This is a genomic window from Cuspidothrix issatschenkoi CHARLIE-1, from assembly GCF_002934005.1.
Lineage (GTDB): Bacteria > Cyanobacteriota > Cyanobacteriia > Cyanobacteriales > Nostocaceae > Cuspidothrix > Cuspidothrix issatschenkoi.
The window spans coordinates 106586-124699 of sequence record NZ_PGEM01000025.1; the positions used below are offsets into that span (position 1 = coordinate 106586).

Sequence of the window (18114 nt, forward strand, 5' to 3'; positions counted from 1 at the left end):
TCTAGATCTTCAATTTTGGCGGTAGGTGTGGCCGTTTTACGTCCAGAAAATTGGTTATTTAGTTTATTAAACTTGAATCATCTCATAAATGGTAGTTTTTTACTACCCAGAATTACTATTCTTTCTTTACCTAATTTACATTCTCGTTTAAAAAAATGGTTATTAAATGATTGGGACAATGGCATACATAATGTTAATCAACTATTAGCATATACCATGCAATTTATTCCTGTAGTTGAGGCAGTGAATAAGGCACTGGAAATAAAGCCAGAAGAACAAATAATTTGGTCTATTTCTAAGTTAGCAGAAACTACCTATGATTGGGAATTAATATATTTTACGTCTGCCGCTTTAAGTGAAAAACTTAAATTACAAGCACTAGATTATTTTTTCTTACCTTTTCCTGGGAAACAAAGATTAAAAGCAAGTTTGAATACAGATACCCGTTTTGATACTCCCTCCCGTGCTGCTGCTGCTGGTTTTTGGTATCTGCATGAAAAACAAGCCACTCAAGCCATAGAAGCATTTGCCGTTGTTCGTTCTCTTCTGTATGGGGAAGAAATGTATATTCTTGCTCAAACTTTAGCAGTATTTAACGATGTGAAAGATTTAAACTCTATTGCTAATCTAGAAATACCTACATTTCCCACATCAGGTTTATTACGTCCTGCCACCTGGCAAACATTAGATAGATTTGTCAAAATAATTGAAGATATAAAAATCATTAACGGTAGTGTCTCCCGTGTGTCTCGTTCTTCCGCTTTAAATCGCGCATTAGGCGAACTGACAACTATTTTAAATACAGCCGATACCCTACCCAAAGCAGAACAGGGATTAATTATAGATATTGCTCACAACTGGCAACGGCAACTATTACAAATTGCTGGGGAAGTTGGGGAAACTTTAATTACTAAATCTGTAAATAATCCCTACGTTATCGGCGACCCTGTAATGGGTAATTTATTTATTGGTAGAGAAGATATTATGAGACGATTAGAAGAACTTTGGCTTAGAGGTATTCAACTCCAGTCTGTAGTAATTTATGGTCATAGACGTATGGGTAAAACTTCGATTTTACGCAATACTGCTAACTCTTTAGATAATCAGGTCAAAGTTGCTTATGTGAATTTATTAAAGTTAGGAGACGTCACTCAAGGTGTAGGTGAAGTATTGATGGCTATTAGTGATGAAATTTCCCAAGTTGTGAACATTCCTCCTCCTAATGATGATGATTTATTAAAACTTCCCGAACTGACTTTTAACCGCTATTTTAAAAAAGTAATTAAAAATTTATCTGGTGGGTTAATTATTGCAATAGATGAATTTGAAAAAATTGAAGATCTAATTAAAGATAAAAAAATTCCTGCTAATTTTATGGACTTCTTGAGAGGTTTATTACAGGAATCTACTCAAGTTGCTTTTGCTTTTGCTGGTTTACACACTTTAGATGAAATGACAGCAGATTATTTTCATCCCTTTTTTGGTAGTGTTATTTCTATTCGTGTTGGTTTTTTAAGTCGTGGTGCAACTGGTCAAATTCTTGCTAACCCTGCTATTGAAGATTTTTTCTTAGACTACACTCCAGAGGCACTAGATAAAATTTATGATTTAACCTACGGACAACCTTATTTAGTGAATTTGGTAGGTTTTCATTTAGTGCGATTATATAATGATTTTGTTTTTGAACAAGGAAGAAACCGCGACCCAGTTTTTACAGTGGAAGATGTAGAAGCAATTGTCAAGAAACCGGAGTTTTTCCAAAGAGGTAGTAATTACTTTAACGGTGTTTGGGGTCAAGCTGGAGAAAATAATGATCATACTCAACAAATAATTTTAACTTATCTAGCAAAACACACCGCAGGACTAACGGTAAATGAATTAACTGAGTTGACGAGAATAGATAAAACTGATTTACAGAAAGCTTTAGACACTTTAGAACGTCATGATGTGATTGTAGAAAATCAGGGACGCTGGAAAATAATAGTAGAACTATTTCGGCGTTGGGTTGTTAAAACATATCCTTGAAATTTTATCATCCTAAAATAATCCTCAGATAATATTTACATACTATCAGGATCTACACCCAAAGCCTTTAATTTTTCTGCGAGTAATTGAACGCGTTTTTCGGCATTTTTAGCCTGTTCTTCGGCATTTTTAGCGCGTTCTGCTGCAACTTTTGCCAGTTCATCACCAGTTAGTAAAATATTACCATTTTGATCGCACCAACGTAACCAAGAATCATTTCTACCTTCAAATTCTCCAGTCCATAAAGTTATTCCCAAACCAATATCTTCTAACCAGTTATCTGTCATTTCTAGATAATGTCTACCCCCAAGAGTATAAATTCGGAGAATATTCCCTCCTAAATTTTGATTTGGGTCATAGACAATATAATACAAAACTCGCATCTGCTCATAAATTTGCAGCTTTTTAGTCAATTCATTCCCATCTTTATTAGAAACAATTTCCAGCACAAGTTCCGGGAATTTGCCAAAGTTCCAAACTAGGTAAGAACGATTATTTTTTTCCCACCAGTTTTCAGGAACTTGCACATCAAAACTGATAAACACATCAGGAACTACGGGAGGTTCACTCAAGGTATGGTAAACACCAACATTGGCTTCAGCTAAAAAAACCTGGTTTTTTAAAGAACTATAAAGAGAAGCGACTAAAAGACGCTGTTGTTTGGCAGATGCAAAATTATCCACAGGTGTATCATCTTCAGTAACTAGAAGGTTGGCATCTGGTAAATCGCAATCATCAATTTCATTTTTGATAAGAAGTTGCTCAACCATGATTTTATCCCCTACTGGATTGATAGTGGTTTTAATCCTATAATATAGTATCACAATTTAATTTCCCCCAGTAGCTTAATCAAGATAATCCATGGAAATGGAGGCTAATAAAAATGACACAGGAATTAATTGACCTCAGAAACAGCATTTTACAAGGAAATTACGCAGAGGCTTTAGCAATTGTAGATGAGTTAGAAGGAATGAGTAAACAAGCTAATCTTAGACAAATTCAATCATTTTTGAAAATTCTGCTAATTCATTTGATTAAAAACCAAATAGAACAAAGATTAACAAATTCCTGGGCAGCTTCTATTCGTAACTCAATTAGAGAAATTCAAAAAATCAATATTAAAGAAAATAAAACATCCTATTACGTTAATCAAGATGAATGGCAAAATTTAATCGAAGAGGAAGTAATTGAAGATGCGATCGCTGATGCTAGTCTAGAAGTTATGAATGGTAAATATACTCGTTCTCAACTGGCAACAATTTTAGAGAGAACCCAAATTATCACTACAGCAATTAGATTTCTATCTTTAAGTTATACGTATTCACCAAGAGAATTACCAGGAATTATGGATGATTATCTTAGTCAATTAGTTGGTGGTGAAAATTGGGGATGAAAAAGTTAGATCCCCGACTTCCTGAAGAAGTCGGAGATATTAATTAATTAACCGAAATGTTTGATAATTGCGTCCGCAAATTCAGAACACTTTAAAGGTTTTACAGGTGGTTCAATCATTCGCGCCAAGTCATAAGTAACTTCACCATTGGCTATAGCTGCACTCAATCCTTTTTTAATCAAATCTGCGGCTTCTTGCCAACCCATATATTCCAGCATCATCACACCGGAAAGAATTACAGAACCGGGGTTAATTTTATCTAAACCAGCGTGTTTTGGTGCTGTGCCATGGGTAGCTTCAAAAACCGCGCAGGAATCGCCAATATTTGCCCCTGGACCCATACCTAAACCGCCCACAATTGCCGCAGCAGCATCGGATAAATAATCACCGTTCAGGTTCATTGTAGCCAGAATAGAATACTCATCTGGACGAGTTTGAATTTGTTGAAAGATACTATCAGCAATGCGATCATTGACCATGATTTTCTCTTGCCATTTGCCATTACCATGACTTGCCCAAATTGAATTGAGAACTGTTTCTACTTCCTTCACAATTTGGGCTTTTTTCTCCGGTGTCAAAGCATCAAAACCAGGATCAATCATTCTGGCATTTTCTTCTGAGGAAATATTGGGGTTTTTTTCCCTATTTCCTAATATCCAAGATTCCCGTTCTGTAACGGACTCTTGGCGAAATTCGGCGGTTGCCACTTCATAACCCCAATCCCTAAAAGCGCCTTCGGTGTATTTCATAATGTTGCCCTTATGCACCAAAGTCACCTGTTGCTTATCCTTGGGCAAAGTTAAAGCGTGTTTAATAGCACGTCTAACTAAACGTTTTGAACCACTAACACTAATAGGTTTAATACCTATACCGGCATCCAGAGGAATTTGCTTTTTACCATGTTCTGGAGTAGCGGGTATTAATTCTTCATTGAGAATCTTAATCAGGCGATTTCCTATTTCACTTCCCTGTTTCCATTCAATCCCCAAATAAATATCTTCCGTATTTTCCCGGTAAACAATTACATCCAATTTTTCGGGGTTTTTGTGTGGAGATGGTGTACCAGCATAATAACGACAAGGACGCACACAGGCATAAAGGTCAAAAATTTGACGTAATGCCACATTTAGAGACCGAATCCCACCACCTACAGGAGTAGTCAAAGGTCCTTTGATAGCAACGCCATATTCTTTAATAGCTGTTAATGTATCCTGGGGTAAATACTGATAAGTCCCGTATAAATCACAGGCCTCATCACCAGCATAAACCTTAAACCAGCTAATCTTTCTTTTGCCCTTATATGCCGTAGTAACCGCAGCATCAAGCACCTTTTCCGTAGCTGGCCAAATATCTATACCCGTTCCATCACCACGAATGAAGGGAATAATCGGATTGTCAGGAACAATAGGTTCACCATTTTTGAAGGTAATTTTGGCGCCGGTTGTAGGAGGAGTAATCTTTTCGTACATAATTGACAAATTCCAAATAGAAGAAGTTCACCGAGTTACAAATGTACAGATTCACAAAATTAGGAGTCTTAATTAAACAACTTTACTCATTTTGTGTATTCTGTATTCTGTTTTTGTAACTCCTTACCTGATAAAGTATTGATGGCTAGGATGTAGACTAAAGCCACTGTGAGTCATTTTCTGTAGATATACATACACACTCAAGAGGCTGGCAAACTTTACCCAAGCAAGATTTCGGAAAACTACTTTTTGCTATTTGCACTTCATTTTGTAGAATAACCGATAGCAATAGATAGTTTATTCACGCTCACGCTAACACGAGTAATGGCATGACAGACCCAATGATTGTATCAGGCACTACAAATGATCTCGACTCCCTTCGCCACAAGTTAATCGCTGGGTCCGAAAAAGTCCAACAACAAATCATCCCGCAGTTAGCTGACTTGGGTAATGATGGCTTAGATGTGTTGAAGGAATTTTTGCTGAAACGTCGTGACACCCCAGCAACTTGGATTGACGGCAAAATCTACCAAGTCATCTACAATACTGATGCACCTGCAAATCAAGAGTTTTTGCAACTTAACTTTCCCGAAGGAATTGTACCTCTAAAATCAGACCGTGGGATCAGTTACAATTCTTTGCAAAACCTACTTGTAGATCAAGATTTTCAAGCAGCCGATCTCTTGACAATTCAGAAAATGTGTGAAGTGGCAGGTTCGCAAGCAGTAAACCGCAAGTGGTTATACTTCACAGAAGTAGAAAGTTTCCCCATACAAGACCTCCGCACCATTAATCAACTCTGGGTAGTTCACTCAGAAGGTAAATTTGGCTTTTCCGTACAGAGAGAAATTTGGTTAGGTTTAAATAAAAATTGGACTAACCTCTGGCCAAAAATTGGCTGGAAGGATGGTAATAACTGGACAAGATACCCCCACGAATTCACCTGGAATTTAAGCGCCCCTAGAGGTCATCTACCCCTCTCTAATCAACTCCGAGGTGTACGGGTCATGTCCTCTTTATTATCTCATCCAGCTTGGACTAAGTAATAAAGAGGCAGGAGGAAAAGGTTTTGGCTCTTTGTTTTCTTTTGTTGACATAGTTTGGTTTTATTTTGTTAACCAACTTATTGCGTTTTTCTAAATCAGGGTTTGCTTAGATCGCTTAGATTAAAGTAAAGTAAAGAAGTGTAAAGAAGTCTCACTTTTACACTAATCTTACAAAAAGCGCTTGTTACATTTTTCACCTGATAATTTAGTATAAAAACGTCCATGCACCTGTGTTTTTGGCGACGAATTTTAGTATCAATTGCCGTATTTTGCTTTGCCGGCTCAATCTGGGCAATTAATTCACCATCAGCCCTAGCTTATGAAAATCCCGATTTACTACCTGGTTTTGTCACACCAGTAGTAGATTTAGCAAAAACCCTCCCTGATCCTCAAGAAAAAAAACTAGTTAAAGAATTAGAACAATTTGAAACTGACACTGGTTGGAAATTGCGCGTTTTAACTCAGTATGATCGCACTCCAGGCAGAGCAGTAATTAAATATTGGGGTTTAGACGATAAAAGCATCCTCTTAGTAGCAGATGCCCGTGGTGGTAATATCCTCAGCTTTAGTGTAGGTGATGCAGTTTATGAATTCTTGCCCCGCACCTTCTGGATTGAATTACAAACCCGCTTTGGTAACTTATACTTTGTCCGGGAACAAGGAGAAGATCAAGCCATTCTCCAAGCCTTAGATTCCGTGAAAGGCTGTTTAGCCAAAGGTGGTTGTAACGTAGTTCCCGGACTCCCCAGAGAACAATGGATACTTACCCTTGTTACCTCTGCTATCGGTGGCATTATTTGCGGTTTTGCCGCCCAACCCCGCAACGATAAACAAATACTTGCTTGGCAATGGGCGTTAATTTTCTCACCTTTATGGGGAATGCTCTTTATTGCCTTTGGTATTGCTCCAGTTATTACCCGCACAAGCGATTGGTTGCCCTTGGTTCGTAATATTTCCGCATTTGCTATTGGTGCTTTAGTTGCCTATTTATCTCCTGTATTTAGTCAGCCATCTTCTAATGCTGAATCCTGAAAAGTTATAGGGAATAGGGGATAGGGAATAGGGAATAGGGAATAGGGAATGGGAAACAGGAATAAATTGCTGCTAGTCACCAATTACCCATTAGCACTCACAGAAACTGATAAGCTGAAAACTAAATATATAATTACGCAAATAAAAATCAATGGAATGGCACGTCACTGATGCTCAAAGCTTGGCAATTATTGATAATGAAATGGGTGATCATGTTTTTTCACCCGCTGAGTATGAAATAGTCCGTCGAGTAGTTTACGCTACATCAGATTTTGAGTATAAATCTTTGATCCGGTTTTCAGAACATTCCCTACAAGCTGGAGCAGCCGCCTTAGCTGCACGGACTACAATTGTTGTAGATGCGCCAATGGTGCAAGTTGGTATAGCTTATGATATTCAAAATACATTCGCTAACCCAGTCTATTGCAGCATGGAAACATTAACGCGCCCCCAAAAAGAAAAAACCCGTGCTGCTTGGGGCATTGAAACCCTGGCTAGGCGTTATCCAGAGGGAATATTTGTAGTTGGTCAAGCACAAACGGCCTTAACTGCACTTGTGGAATTAATTGAAGCTGAAGAAATTAGACCCGCTTTAATAGTTGCTACTCCAGCAGGGTTTGTGAATTTAGAAACTGCCAAAGAACGATTACAAGAGTCCCTAGTTCCTAATATTACCACTGAAGGACGTAAGGGTAACGCCCTTGTAGCCGCTGCTATTATTGATGGCTTGGTTGATCTGGCTTGGCAAGCCTATGGTCAAGATAGAAGTGGCGGGGGGTAAAGGGAATTACCAATTACCCCCCTCTTTGTCTTCCTGAACGGCGGCGGGATCTTTGTTCTTGATCTGCACGAAAACGCGCACTAACTTCACTAAATAAATCTTGACGGACACAAGGATAATCACTTACCCAAAGGTCACGGCTGGGAATGTATATATCACTGAATTCTTCAATTGTGCTGAGATCAGGGCGGTTAGACATGACTAACATTTCGGCGATTTGACCACGAGCGATCGCTTTATGGGCAGGACGTAGGGGTGCATCAAACTCTACAATAAATCCTGTATCATCACCTATTTCTAGGTTAATCCGCTTTTCTCGGTTTTCGATGATGACTAACTCGCCTTTGCTGTTGACAGTTTCCTGTTTACCCATTAACCGATCTGTAATCCACCAATCGAGGATTCTTCCTTGAAAAAAGCCACTATATTTATAACGACGGCATTTTCTATTACGGATACTTGCTTGGAATATGGGATACCAAAGCCAAAAAAAGCCGCCAAATACTCCAAAAAAGAAGATTAACCCAAATTCTAATCTAAATAAAAATTGTATCAGTAATAGTACGGCTACTGTAACTACAGAAATTAATAGCCGTTGCAAAACACTACTGAACTTCCCCCAATAGTATTTATATTGTGGGCTAGAGGCAATTAGGGGGACGATTTGTTCAAATTTTTGGCGAGTTAGAGGAACAAGCATATTTTTAGCTTTTGGCTTTTAAATGAGAAAATCGGAATTCTAAAGTATTTTTTCTAATCCATATACTAATGACTTTAGCTGATTAACTTTGCGAATGGCTAATATTACTCCTGGCATATAACAGGAGCGATCGCTGGTATCATGACGTAAGGTATAAATTTGTCCTGCTGCGCCGAAAATCACCTCTTGATGAGCTATTAGTCCTGGTAAGCGCACACTATGAATTCTAATCCCTTCGTCTGCTAAACTGCCTCTAGCTCCGGCTATTTTCTCAGTTTCTTCGACAATAGGTGTGTTAAAGCTTTTACCCATTTCGGCTAATAACTGAGCAGTTTGAATAGCTGTACCGCTAGGCGCATCAGCTTTTTGGTTATGATGAAGTTCAATAATTTCTACATGATCAAAATATTGGGAAGCTCTGACAGCAGCTTCTTGTAGTAATACCATACCAATGGAAAAGTTAGGAATCACCAAACAACCGGTACTTGCTTTTTCGGCAAAATCGCTTAATTCTTGGAGTTGTGCCGGACTTAAACCTGTAGTTCCCACCACTGGACGAATTCCATAGGCGATCGCACTGCGAATATTATCATACACTACATCAGGATGGGTAAAGTCAACTATGACCCCCGGTTGCATCTGTCTTTCTCCCGCCACATACCCCAACATTGGTTCTAATTGATTGGTAATCGGTACTTCTAAGGGTTCACTTAAACCCGCTAGTTCCCCAGCATCTTTATCTTGATGTTCGGGCGTTGTATCAATTGCCCCCATTAACACTAAATCAGATGCTTGAGCTACTGCTTTAATCACCTCACGTCCCATTTTACCAGCAGCACCGTTAACGATAACGGGAATAGAACCTTGATTGCTCATAGATTTAACAATTATTTTGAATTCAACAGAGAAATTGTCTCACAAATACAAATTCTATCAAAATGTCATATAGCAATCCTACCCCAATTATGAGAAAATACGTAGATAAAAATCCCTGTTTTATAAGCATTTGAGCCTTGTTGAACTCTCACGTATCATTTAGGATTGCTATAGCTGGAAATATCAAGACAGGAGTTTGAGATATTGTTTGTTGGATAGCGGACACCATTTGGGTGCTATCGCTGCTTCAGGATATCTTCATGAAAACAACATACAACTAGGCTTTGATTTTGATAAACTTACTCTCAATGCAGATTTGGGATTTGAGAATAAGGAGTTTATTACTAGTTGTGTGATATCAGGAGAAGTGCAAGAAAAACCAGTCAGACGCTTAAGGCTACCTATTCCTTTTGTCTGTGGTACTAACTATTTTCAAGTTAATCACTGTGTTGAAGATACCTATCAAACAACGTCTTTACAGCCTAGTCACCAGCAAAAGCTAGAACATCCTCAACTTAATTTTGACCGAGAACGGTTTTTAGAAACCGTTTGGAATAGACGTTCTATTCGTCGTTTTCAAAAGCAGTCTATTTGGAGAAAATATCTATTGGCAAATTTTGCAAGCAGTTCGACAACCAATACCAACAGAGAATTTTGAGGAAATAGAAATTTCCTCAGTGGTGCATGATGTGACAGGAATCTCACCTGGGTTATATCAGAATACACATCTCATTAAAGCGGGAAACTTTAGGGGAAAAACCGTTTATTTGTGCATTAATCAAGTGATCGCTAGAGATTGTGCAGTAACTTTGTTTTTTGTGTCCGATTATTTGAGTTATCAAATGGCTATGCAATTAGCCGGATTTATCGGACAGAGAGTGTATTTATTTAGCAATTATTGGGGAATAGATTATAGTGGGATTGGTGCTTTTTATGATGATGAAACCCAAGCCTTTCTAAAAACCAATAAGGACGTATTGTATGCAATGGCAATTGGTAAATAAGTAGGACAATCACGGGAAATGGCCAGAACAGAATTTCAATTTAATGCTAATGACAAGCATCCTATACAGCCAACATCAGCAGATATTATGCTTAGACAACAGTTAGAGCATTCAATTAGCAGGTATTTTTATGAAGGATGCGATCGCATTATTCATAATCTCCTGTCTCATTGTCGTTGGTATGCGACAACTCACGCGAGTATTTTGACTTTAGTAATTGAATGCCCCGATCAAGTTACTAACTGGCAAATTTTGCAACAAATTGTTCCTATGGCGAATGTTCTTCACAGTATTGTCAGCAGTGCCAAAATTCGAGTTTGTCCTCCCGATAATCAAAGCGTACCCTTTGAAATGAGAGTAGATGAGTTGCCAGTTTACCGTGATTGGGCATAATGGAAATTAGTATTTGAGATTGTTGATTAAGTCATCATATTCCGTTGGATAATTGTCATTAGTTCCGCAAAAACTAAATCAGCAGAATGTTGAACAACGGTACTTAATTCTAGCCCCAAATGCAGATTTACTGCTTCAATCAAATAGACTGTTACATCTTGGGGAAAATCATCAGCAAAGATTTTTATCCCCGCCGCCAAGGCATGATCCCAACGGAAATCATCTAAACCTCCAGGAGACCCCCACCAAAACTGTACTCAGTTTGGTGATGGGAGGAATGGAGGGTTAACTGTGAAACGTCCCTAAATTAAAATTTACTGAAATTCTGACTACATCTTTAATCATTGACTCTATAGTGGCTATAGAGGCCAAGATCCCCAACTTCTTAGAGAAGTCGGGGATCTTATACCCTTACCTAAATTATAAGATTAACTCATCAAATCTTGAAACATGGCGGTGCTTAAATAGCGTTCACCAAAGGAAGGTTGAATCATGACGATTAATTTACCAGCATTTTCTGGGCGTTTACCTAAGGCAATGGCAGCACATAAAGCCGCCCCGGAAGATATACCTGATAATAAACCTTCTTCTCTAGCTAATCTGCGGCCATATTCCATTGCTTCAGCGTCATCAACTTGGACAATTTCATCAATTAAATCTTGACGCAAAACATCAGGAACAAACCCCGCACCAATACCTTGAATTTTATGGGGGCCTGGTTTACCACCTGATAGAATTGGACTGTTGCTAGGTTCGACAGCGATCACTTGAAAACTTGGTTTGCGTTGTTTAATAACCTCAGCAATACCAGTAATTGTGCCACCAGTTCCGACTCCAGAAATTAAGATATCAACTTCTCCATCAGTATCCTGCCAAATTTCCTCAGCAGTGGTTTCTCTGTGAATTTTAGGATTAGCTGGATTAGCAAATTGTTGCAACATAAAAGCATTGGGAGTATTAGCAACTATTTCCTCTGCTTTGTTAATTGCGCCCCGCATTCCTTGAGGTCCTGGTGTTAATTCTAAAGTTGCACCATAAGCCCGCAGCATGGCGCGTCTTTCTTGGCTCATGGTTTCGGGCATGGTTAAAATTAATTTGTAGCCACGGGCGGCTGCTACCATTGCTAAGGCGATACCCGTATTACCAGAAGTTGGTTCGACTAAAACGGTTTTGCCCGGCGAAATTAAACCTTCAGTTTCAGCAGAAAGGATCATACTTACGCCAATTCTATCTTTGACGGAAGCCGCAGGATTCATACTTTCTAGTTTGACAACTATCCTGGCTACCACTCCCTCCGCTTGGGGAATTTTATTTAACTGAATTAGTGGAGTTTTTCCAATAAGTTCTGTTACGTCTTTAGCAATTCGCATTTATTATCCTCTAAAATTCATATATTAATCTATTTTGATTAGGTATTTAATCCCGTTCAGTTTTGATTCAACCATAACTATTTTACCATAATCTCTGTCCATTCCCACAAGAAAAATCTAGGCAATTGCTGAAAATAATCATATTGAACTTTCCTGATCATATCTTAATTTTGTTTTTGAGTTATTCAAGATATCTAGGGTCTATCTTTGTTATGAGATGCTGTGATTTGAGTACAGATTTTAGCTAAATCAAAAAATTTCAGGATGAATTAAATCTCAGCACACTAGCGTTAAAACCCTCATCTTTTTCTTTGCAGAAAAATCGAGAAAGTTTGCAACGCTACAATCAAGAGGTGCGAAATTATGTCTAAACTTCCGTTGCTTCCTCCCGATGATTTACCTCCTAATCAGGTAACAAAAGAGGATGGAATGCTACATTTGGAGTTAGAACAGTCTATTGGCAGATGTTTTTTCTATGCGTGCGATCGCATAACTCAAGTATTACTATCTAATTGTCACTGGTACATAACTACAAATAAAACTACTTTAATGTTAATTGTAGATTGTCCCGATCTAGTTGCATACTGGCATATAGTCAGCAATATTCCCCAAATTGGTAATAGACTAGAACGATTCACCAAAAATGCCAAAATCCGCGTTTATCCTTCCTTTGGCAAGGGGTCACCTTTTGAAATTGGCCTAAATTAAATTTTAATCACTAAAAGATCCCGGACTTCTTCAAGAAGTCCGGGATCTATCTTATATCTTGTTATAATAAAATTAATACAAAAACATACCAGCCATAGTCATGATTAACAACTTTATCAATAATAAAAAAGAACTTTTTGACCGTTGGGCAAATAGTTATGATTGGACATTTCCTTCTTTTATTTACCAAGCTATCCATAAAAGATTGCTTTCACAAGTTGAATTATCACCCAATGCCAATGTACTTGATTTAGGTTGCGGTACTGGACGTTTATTAGATAGATTAGCAACACAGTTCCCAGAAATTCGCGCCACAGGTTTAGATTTATCCTCCCAAATGTTGCGAGTTGCGAGACAAAATAACCGCCACCATCCCCGCTTAATTTATATTGAAGGTAATGCGGAAAATTTACCCTTTGCTGAAGGTCAATTTGATGCGGTTTTTAATACAATTAGTTTCTTACATTATCCCCAACCAGAACAGGTTTTAAAAGAAGTCGCTAGGGTACTTTCTCCAGGAGGTAGATTTTATTTAGTGGATATTACTTTTAATAACTCATCATCATGTCAAATTACGCCCCATTCTCCTACCGGAATTAGATTTTATAGCCAAAAACAAAGAGAAGAAATGGGGAATAATGCTGGATTAAATTGCGTAGGTCATTATTACTTATTGGGTTTTGTATTATTAACTGTTTTTGAAAGATAGGTTTTGGTGTTTTTAGGGATGAAAATGATTTTGCATAAATGTGGTGTACTCCACACACTCCCTTATGCCTTGCGGCACGCTTGCGCGAACAGGTGGGTGTGGGCTTCTCAGCGACTCTTCTCTAAAAACTTTGTAGGGACAATTCATGAATTGCCCCTAGGATAATTTTCACCAAATGTCTAACGACTAAACAGCAATCAAATTTGATGAATTATGTACCTGTTGACATAACCAATTATATAAACTTTCCAAACCTTCCCCAGTAGTAGATGAAACTTGGAAAATTTGCATATTTGGATTTACTTGTTTAGCATATTCAAGACAACGCTGCACATCAAAATTGATATAAGGTAATAAATCAATTTTTGTCAAAATCATAATATCACTACTGCGGAACATATAGGGATATTTAATAGGTTTATCTTCTCCCTCTGTCACCGATAAAATTACCACTTTAGCGGCTTCTCCTAAGTCAAATAAAGCCGGACAAACCAAATTTCCGACATTTTCAATCATCACCACAGAATTAAGAGGCGGTTTCAATTCTTGCAGACCTTTTTCGATCATGGAAGCATCTAAATGACAACCTGTACCTGTGTTAATTTGTACGACTTTACAACCAGTAGATTTAATTTTTTCAGCATCATTAGTAGTTTCTTGATCACCTTCAATGACGCTAATATTTAACCTATCTTTTAAATCATTAATAGTGCGAGTTAATAATGTAGTTTTACCAGCACCAGGGGAACTCATTAAATTTAAAGCCAGGATATTTCGACCTTTAAACCAACCTCTATTCTGGGCGGCCAATAAATTGTTTTTACCTAAAATTTCCTGTTCTAAAGATATAGTTGTATTGTGAACATTGGCATGAATATGGGCAGGTTCTTGGTGATGATGGGAATGGTTAATTACAGTACCATCGGGTAAAGTATGGGTATGATGATGTTCATTTTCCATATTAGTAATTCTTGTTTCATTGTCATCAGAACATCCGCAAGTTACACACATAAATCCTCCACTTCGATTTCTTTGATTTTCAATTCTTCACCAGTCAATAAATCCAGTTTTACACTACCACATTCACAAATGCCAAAGGGTTTGTCTACATAAAATGTATTACCACATTCACGACATCTGGCCATTCCTGGTATTTCTAATATTTCTAATATTGCCCCTTCTACTATTGTACCTTGGGCGCAAATGTCAAAACAGAATTTGATAGCATCAGGCATAACTGCTGATAATTTACCCACTTCTAATAATACTTTTTGTACTTTTTTATTTTGGGCATTTTCGCTAACTATGGCGATGATGTTTTTAGTAATTCCTAATTCGTGCATACATTTCCTTAAACGAACCACAGAGGCACAGAGGACACAGAGTGAAGAATTAAATTGTAGGTTGGGTTGACGCAAGGAAACCCAACATTTTAAACAAAATTTTGTGAATTTGTTGGGTTGCGCTGTCGCTTAACCCAACCTACGATTAACATATTCTAGGAAGTATCATAAACTATAACAATTTTTGCAAGAGATTATAAATATCTCCCTTATCACCATCCTTTCTTAAACTTATACCAACTACCAAAATAACTACCTTATCATTTTCCACTTGATAAACTATACGGTAGCGTTGCCCTACAGCCCTAAGACTACGATAATTTATTAGTTGTCCAGTTAAAGGTTTTCCCTGTTTTTCTGGTTCTATTTTTAGTTTATCAATTCGTGAACTTAGAGCTTTCTGGTGACGTTTATCTTTAATATTTGCTAACATCTCCAATGCTAAAGGAGTTAATTGAATTTCAAATTCAGTATTATCAGTTTGTGGTTTTTCAAAGTCCGAGTTTGAGTTTTGCATCATTCCAACTAATAGTTTCTCCCCTGTCTGCTTGAGCTATACTTTCTTGTAATTGTTGGGTAAATTCTTTATCAAATAAAATTGCTAAAGTTTCTAATAAAGATTCATATTGCTCAAAACTAATAGCGGCCATAACTGGTTTACCATGTTTGGTAATAATTATTGGCTCTTGTTGTACATCATCTGGCAAATCTAAAATTTGCTGTTGTGCTTCTGTAATTGTGAGGTGTTTTAACATATTCTCGTCACAAATAAGTATTGTATATGATTATATCACTAATTCATACACCAGATCCCCGACTTATATTAAAATTGTAGGTTGGGTTGACGCAAGGAAACCCAACATTTTAAACAATATTTTGTGAATTTGTTGGGTTGCGCTGTCGCTTAACCTAACCTAACCTACATAATTTATAGATTTTAACATATTCTTGGCAGTTGATCTCCTACTAACATATCAATGATTCTTTCCGCACCAAAGGCAGTTTTTAATAATACTATTCCTGGTGGGTTGGTGATAATTTGACCGATGATAGATGCGTCTTTTCCTGTGGGATGATTTCGCATGGTTTCTAAGATTAAATCAGCTTTTTCTGGAGGTGCAACAATGACTAATTTTCCTTCATTAGCTAAATATAAGGGTTCTAAACCTAATATTTCACACACTCCATTTACTTCTTCTCTAATAGGAATTGCATTTTCATTGATACGTATTCCTAAATTAGATGTTTGGGCAAATTCATTTAATACTGTGGCTAAACCTCCTCTAGTTGCATCGCGCATGGCGTGAATTTGTGGACAAACTTTGATAATTTCTGCAACTAATTCATGTAATGGTTGACAGTCGCTTTCTATATCTGTTTCTAATGCTAATTCTCCCCTAGCAATTAATATTGCTGTTCCATGATTTCCTATCTCTCCATTAATAATTACCACATCTCCTGGTTGAATATGGCGGGGAGAAATATCAATTCCTGGGGGAATTATGCCAATACCAGCAGTATTTATAAATAATTTATCAGCACAGCCTCTATTAACAACTTTGGTGTCTCCTGTAACTATTTGCACTCCAGCTTTTTTGGCTGCTTTTTGCATACTAGCCACAACTTTTCTTAATGTTTCTATGGGTAAACCTTCTTCTAAAATCATGCTACAAGTGAGGTATAAAGGTTTTGCCCCACTCACTGCTAAATCATTAATTGTGCCATTAATAGCGAGTTCTCCTATGTCTGAACCAGGAAAAAATAAGGGATCTACTACATAGGAATCTGTGGTAAATGCTAATCTATTCCCATGTTGAGAAAAATTGTATAAATCAAATGTGGCTTGGTCTTCTAATTGTGATAAAATGGGATTATCAAAACTTTTTACAAAGATATTGGCGATTAAATCTCTCATGGCTTTGCCACCACTACCATGAGATAAATTAATGTGAGTATCTTTAATTTGGGAAGGACGACGGCGGGCAGTTTCTATTTTTTCAAAAAGCGGATTTTGATATTCTTTATTTTCGTAATTGTTCATAATTTTTAGCAATTTGTACAGTGACAAAAGGCATATTTTTGACCTCATTTTCTAGGGTTTTCTGGCTTTAAGAAACGGCTATTTTCTCCTTTTCAGCTATTTTTTTAGCCATTGTTGAAAGTCGCCCATATTTGTAATATGCTGCACAAGCACCTTCGGAAGAAACCATACAAGTTCCTATGGGTGTTTCTGGTGTACAAGCTGTTCCAAATACTTTACATTGCCAAGGTTTTAAAACTCCTTTGAGAATTTCTCCACATTGACAGGCTTTATGATCTGCTACTTTTAAATTAGGAATAGTAAATTTCACTTCAGCATCAAATTGGGCATATTCTTCGCGTATTTTAAAACCAGAATTTGGTATTTCTCCTAAACCTCGCCATTCAAATTTTTCTCGCACTGTAAAAACTTGATTCATAGCTTGTAAAGCGTTTTTATTGCCATTAGGTTCTACCAAACGATTATATTGATTTTCCACTTCACAACGATTTTCTACTATTTGTTTTAACAACATCCAAATAGATTGAAAAATGTCTAGTGGTTCAAAACCAGAAATAACAATTGGTTTATGATATTCTTGGGAAATAAACTCATAAGGTTCTGTTCCTATTACCATACTTACATGACCTGGACCAACAAAACCATCAAGTTCTAAATCAGGATTATTTAATAATGCTTTTAATGCCGGAATTACTAATACATGATTAGAAAACATACTAAAATTAGTAATATTTTCTGCGGCTGCTTGGAGAATAGTAAATGCGGTACTAGGGGCGGTAGTTTCAAAGCCTAAACCGAAGAAAACTATTTCTTTATGGGGGTTTTCTTTGGCTATTTTCAGGCTATCTAATGGTGAATAAACCATACGAATATCTGCACCTTGGGCTTTAGCTTGTAAAAGGCTAATTTTTGAACCAGGTACACGCATCGTATCACCAAATGTGGTAAAGATGATATCAGGGTTTTGACAAAGGGCGATCGCTTCATCTATTCTACCTTTAGGCATCACACACACTGGACAACCAGGCCCATGAATTAATTCAATATTATGCGGTAATATTTCTTCAATTCCATATTTAAAAATTGAATGGGTATGCCCGCCGCATACTTCCATTATTTTTAAATGTCTATCTATTTCTTGGCTGAGTTTGGCAATTTCTTTTTGTAAAGCGAGGGCTTTTTCTGGGTTGCGAAATTCGTTTACATATTTCATATCAATTTTAG

19 protein-coding genes and 3 pseudogenes are annotated in these 18114 nt (G+C 37.3%); 10 read left to right on the forward strand and 12 right to left on the reverse strand.

Annotated elements, in window-relative coordinates; all coding sequences use genetic code 11:
• A partial coding sequence (locus CUN59_RS21880; protein ID WP_104386648.1) for an AAA family ATPase occupies positions 1 to 2025 on the forward strand: 2025 nt, incomplete at its 5' end.
• Between the two features lie 35 nt (positions 2026 to 2060).
• Here CUN59_RS21880 and CUN59_RS04165 read toward each other — a convergent pair.
• Positions 2061 to 2795 carry a Uma2 family endonuclease gene (locus CUN59_RS04165; RefSeq protein ID WP_104386695.1) on the reverse strand — a complete coding sequence of 245 codons (735 nt, stop codon included), beginning with the start codon at positions 2793 to 2795 and terminating at the stop codon, positions 2061 to 2063.
• A 113-nt stretch (positions 2796 to 2908) separates the two neighbouring features.
• On the opposite strand from CUN59_RS04165, the gene CUN59_RS04170 reads away from it, so the two are divergent.
• The gene (locus CUN59_RS04170) at positions 2909 to 3418 is read left to right on the forward strand and encodes a DUF29 family protein (RefSeq protein WP_104386649.1); all 510 of its coding nucleotides are present in this window, start codon (positions 2909 to 2911) and stop codon (positions 3416 to 3418) included.
• Between the two features lie 47 nt (positions 3419 to 3465).
• On the opposite strand, the gene CUN59_RS04175 is transcribed toward CUN59_RS04170, so the two are convergent.
• On the reverse strand, positions 3466 to 4887 hold the full coding sequence (locus CUN59_RS04175; RefSeq protein ID WP_104386650.1) for an NADP-dependent isocitrate dehydrogenase: 1422 nt from the start codon (positions 4885 to 4887) through the stop codon (positions 3466 to 3468).
• Positions 4888 to 5216: 329 nt separating this feature from the next.
• On the opposite strand from CUN59_RS04175, the gene CUN59_RS04180 reads away from it, so the two are divergent.
• The 3 genes from CUN59_RS04180 to CUN59_RS04190 all read left to right on the forward strand — a co-directional run bounded on the left by CUN59_RS04180 (position 5217) and on the right by CUN59_RS04190 (position 7746).
• Positions 5217 to 5933, forward strand: a complete 717-nt coding sequence (locus CUN59_RS04180) for a GUN4 domain-containing protein (RefSeq protein ID WP_104386651.1) — start codon at positions 5217 to 5219, stop codon at positions 5931 to 5933.
• Positions 5934 to 6155: 222 nt separating this feature from the next.
• The gene (locus CUN59_RS04185) at positions 6156 to 6965 is read left to right on the forward strand and encodes a TPM domain-containing protein (RefSeq protein WP_104386652.1); all 810 of its coding nucleotides are present in this window, start codon (positions 6156 to 6158) and stop codon (positions 6963 to 6965) included.
• Between the two features lie 151 nt (positions 6966 to 7116).
• On the forward strand, positions 7117 to 7746 hold the full coding sequence (locus CUN59_RS04190) for a precorrin-8X methylmutase (protein WP_104386653.1): 630 nt from the start codon (positions 7117 to 7119) through the stop codon (positions 7744 to 7746).
• 13 nt (positions 7747 to 7759) lie between these two features.
• On the opposite strand, the gene CUN59_RS04195 is transcribed toward CUN59_RS04190, so the two are convergent.
• Both CUN59_RS04195 and dapB read right to left on the reverse strand, forming a co-directional pair.
• Positions 7760 to 8446, reverse strand: coding sequence for a DUF8619 family protein (locus CUN59_RS04195; protein WP_104386654.1), 687 nt, complete (start codon positions 8444 to 8446; stop codon positions 7760 to 7762).
• 39 nt (positions 8447 to 8485) lie between these two features.
• A complete protein-coding gene (gene dapB, locus CUN59_RS04200) occupies positions 8486 to 9322 on the reverse strand; it encodes a 4-hydroxy-tetrahydrodipicolinate reductase (RefSeq protein WP_104386655.1) in 837 nt (278 codons plus the stop codon).
• A 172-nt stretch (positions 9323 to 9494) separates the two neighbouring features.
• On the opposite strand from dapB, the pseudogene CUN59_RS04205 reads away from it, so the two are divergent.
• Both CUN59_RS04205 and CUN59_RS04210 read left to right on the forward strand, forming a co-directional pair.
• A pseudogene (locus CUN59_RS04205) lies at positions 9495 to 10326 on the forward strand (nitroreductase family protein); the annotation flags it as partial.
• Positions 10327 to 10344: 18 nt separating this feature from the next.
• Positions 10345 to 10719, forward strand: a complete 375-nt coding sequence (locus tag CUN59_RS04210; RefSeq protein WP_104386656.1) for a hypothetical protein — start codon at positions 10345 to 10347, stop codon at positions 10717 to 10719.
• 26 nt (positions 10720 to 10745) lie between these two features.
• Here CUN59_RS04210 and CUN59_RS04215 read toward each other — a convergent pair.
• Positions 10746 to 10946 (reverse strand): annotated as a pseudogene (locus CUN59_RS04215) (hydrogenase maturation protease); the annotation flags it as partial.
• A 201-nt stretch (positions 10947 to 11147) separates the two neighbouring features.
• On the reverse strand, positions 11148 to 12089 hold the full coding sequence (cysK, locus tag CUN59_RS04220; RefSeq protein ID WP_104386657.1) for a cysteine synthase A: 942 nt from the start codon (positions 12087 to 12089) through the stop codon (positions 11148 to 11150).
• 248 nt (positions 12090 to 12337) lie between these two features.
• Here cysK and CUN59_RS21885 point away from each other — a divergent pair.
• From CUN59_RS21885 to CUN59_RS04235, 3 genes and pseudogenes are all read left to right on the forward strand, one after another.
• Positions 12338 to 12460, forward strand: a pseudogene (locus tag CUN59_RS21885) (LLM class flavin-dependent oxidoreductase); the annotation flags it as partial.
• Entirely contained in the window at positions 12453 to 12797 is a 345-nt protein-coding gene (locus CUN59_RS04230; RefSeq protein ID WP_104386658.1) for a hypothetical protein, read from the forward strand. The pseudogene CUN59_RS21885 and the gene CUN59_RS04230, both read left to right, overlap by 8 nt.
• A gap of 100 nt (positions 12798 to 12897) precedes the next feature.
• Positions 12898 to 13506 carry a class I SAM-dependent methyltransferase gene (locus CUN59_RS04235; RefSeq protein ID WP_104386659.1) on the forward strand — a complete coding sequence of 203 codons (609 nt, stop codon included), beginning with the start codon at positions 12898 to 12900 and terminating at the stop codon, positions 13504 to 13506.
• Between the two features lie 186 nt (positions 13507 to 13692).
• Here the strand turns inward: CUN59_RS04235 and hypB are convergent, their stop codons facing one another.
• The 6 genes from hypB to hypD all read right to left on the reverse strand — a co-directional run bounded on the left by hypB (position 13693) and on the right by hypD (position 18103).
• A complete protein-coding gene (hypB, locus tag CUN59_RS04240) occupies positions 13693 to 14517 on the reverse strand; it encodes a hydrogenase nickel incorporation protein HypB (protein ID WP_104386660.1) in 825 nt (274 codons plus the stop codon).
• Entirely contained in the window at positions 14508 to 14849 is a 342-nt protein-coding gene (hypA, locus tag CUN59_RS04245) for a hydrogenase maturation nickel metallochaperone HypA (RefSeq protein WP_104386661.1), read from the reverse strand. Before hypA ends, hypB begins: the two co-directional genes overlap by 10 nt.
• Positions 14850 to 15021: 172 nt before the next feature.
• Positions 15022 to 15369 (reverse strand): type II toxin-antitoxin system RelE family toxin, encoded by a 348-nt coding sequence (locus CUN59_RS04250; RefSeq protein ID WP_243406864.1) that lies wholly within the window; start codon positions 15367 to 15369, stop codon positions 15022 to 15024.
• Positions 15341 to 15604, reverse strand: a complete 264-nt coding sequence (locus tag CUN59_RS04255) for a type II toxin-antitoxin system Phd/YefM family antitoxin (RefSeq protein WP_104386663.1) — start codon at positions 15602 to 15604, stop codon at positions 15341 to 15343. Before CUN59_RS04255 ends, CUN59_RS04250 begins: the two co-directional genes overlap by 29 nt.
• A gap of 182 nt (positions 15605 to 15786) precedes the next feature.
• Complete coding sequence (gene hypE, locus CUN59_RS04260; RefSeq protein ID WP_104386664.1) at positions 15787 to 16890, reverse strand: hydrogenase expression/formation protein HypE; 1104 nt, start codon at positions 16888 to 16890, stop codon at positions 15787 to 15789.
• Positions 16891 to 16957: 67 nt separating this feature from the next.
• Positions 16958 to 18103 (reverse strand): hydrogenase formation protein HypD, encoded by a 1146-nt coding sequence (gene hypD / locus CUN59_RS04265; RefSeq protein WP_104386665.1) that lies wholly within the window; start codon positions 18101 to 18103, stop codon positions 16958 to 16960.
• Positions 18104 to 18114: the final 11 nt, after the last annotated feature.

Excerpts from the sequence above, each read along its gene's own strand:
- CUN59_RS04165 (WP_104386695.1), bottom strand. The coding sequence starts at position 2,795 with ATGGTTGAGCAACTTCTTATCAAAAATGAAATTGATGATTGCGATTTA.
- CUN59_RS04170 (WP_104386649.1), top strand. The coding sequence starts at position 2,909 with ATGACACAGGAATTAATTGACCTCAGAAACAGCATTTTACAAGGAAAT.
- CUN59_RS04175 (WP_104386650.1), bottom strand. The coding sequence starts at position 4,887 with ATGTACGAAAAGATTACTCCTCCTACAACCGGCGCCAAAATTACCTTC.
- CUN59_RS04180 (WP_104386651.1), top strand. The coding sequence starts at position 5,217 with ATGACAGACCCAATGATTGTATCAGGCACTACAAATGATCTCGACTCC.
- CUN59_RS04185 (WP_104386652.1), top strand. The coding sequence starts at position 6,156 with ATGCACCTGTGTTTTTGGCGACGAATTTTAGTATCAATTGCCGTATTT.
- CUN59_RS04190 (WP_104386653.1), top strand. The coding sequence starts at position 7,117 with ATGGAATGGCACGTCACTGATGCTCAAAGCTTGGCAATTATTGATAAT.
- CUN59_RS04195 (WP_104386654.1), bottom strand. The coding sequence starts at position 8,446 with ATGCTTGTTCCTCTAACTCGCCAAAAATTTGAACAAATCGTCCCCCTA.
- dapB (WP_104386655.1), bottom strand. The coding sequence starts at position 9,322 with ATGAGCAATCAAGGTTCTATTCCCGTTATCGTTAACGGTGCTGCTGGT.
- CUN59_RS04210 (WP_104386656.1), top strand. The coding sequence starts at position 10,345 with ATGGCCAGAACAGAATTTCAATTTAATGCTAATGACAAGCATCCTATA.
- cysK (WP_104386657.1), bottom strand. The coding sequence starts at position 12,089 with ATGCGAATTGCTAAAGACGTAACAGAACTTATTGGAAAAACTCCACTA.
- CUN59_RS04230 (WP_104386658.1), top strand. The coding sequence starts at position 12,453 with ATGTCTAAACTTCCGTTGCTTCCTCCCGATGATTTACCTCCTAATCAG.
- CUN59_RS04235 (WP_104386659.1), top strand. The coding sequence starts at position 12,898 with ATGATTAACAACTTTATCAATAATAAAAAAGAACTTTTTGACCGTTGG.
- hypB (WP_104386660.1), bottom strand. The coding sequence starts at position 14,517 with ATGTGTGTAACTTGCGGATGTTCTGATGACAATGAAACAAGAATTACT.
- hypA (WP_104386661.1), bottom strand. The coding sequence starts at position 14,849 with ATGCACGAATTAGGAATTACTAAAAACATCATCGCCATAGTTAGCGAA.
- CUN59_RS04250 (WP_243406864.1), bottom strand. The coding sequence starts at position 15,369 with ATGATGCAAAACTCAAACTCGGACTTTGAAAAACCACAAACTGATAAT.
- CUN59_RS04255 (WP_104386663.1), bottom strand. The coding sequence starts at position 15,604 with ATGTTAAAACACCTCACAATTACAGAAGCACAACAGCAAATTTTAGAT.
- hypE (WP_104386664.1), bottom strand. The coding sequence starts at position 16,890 with ATGAACAATTACGAAAATAAAGAATATCAAAATCCGCTTTTTGAAAAA.
- hypD (WP_104386665.1), bottom strand. The coding sequence starts at position 18,103 with ATGAAATATGTAAACGAATTTCGCAACCCAGAAAAAGCCCTCGCTTTA.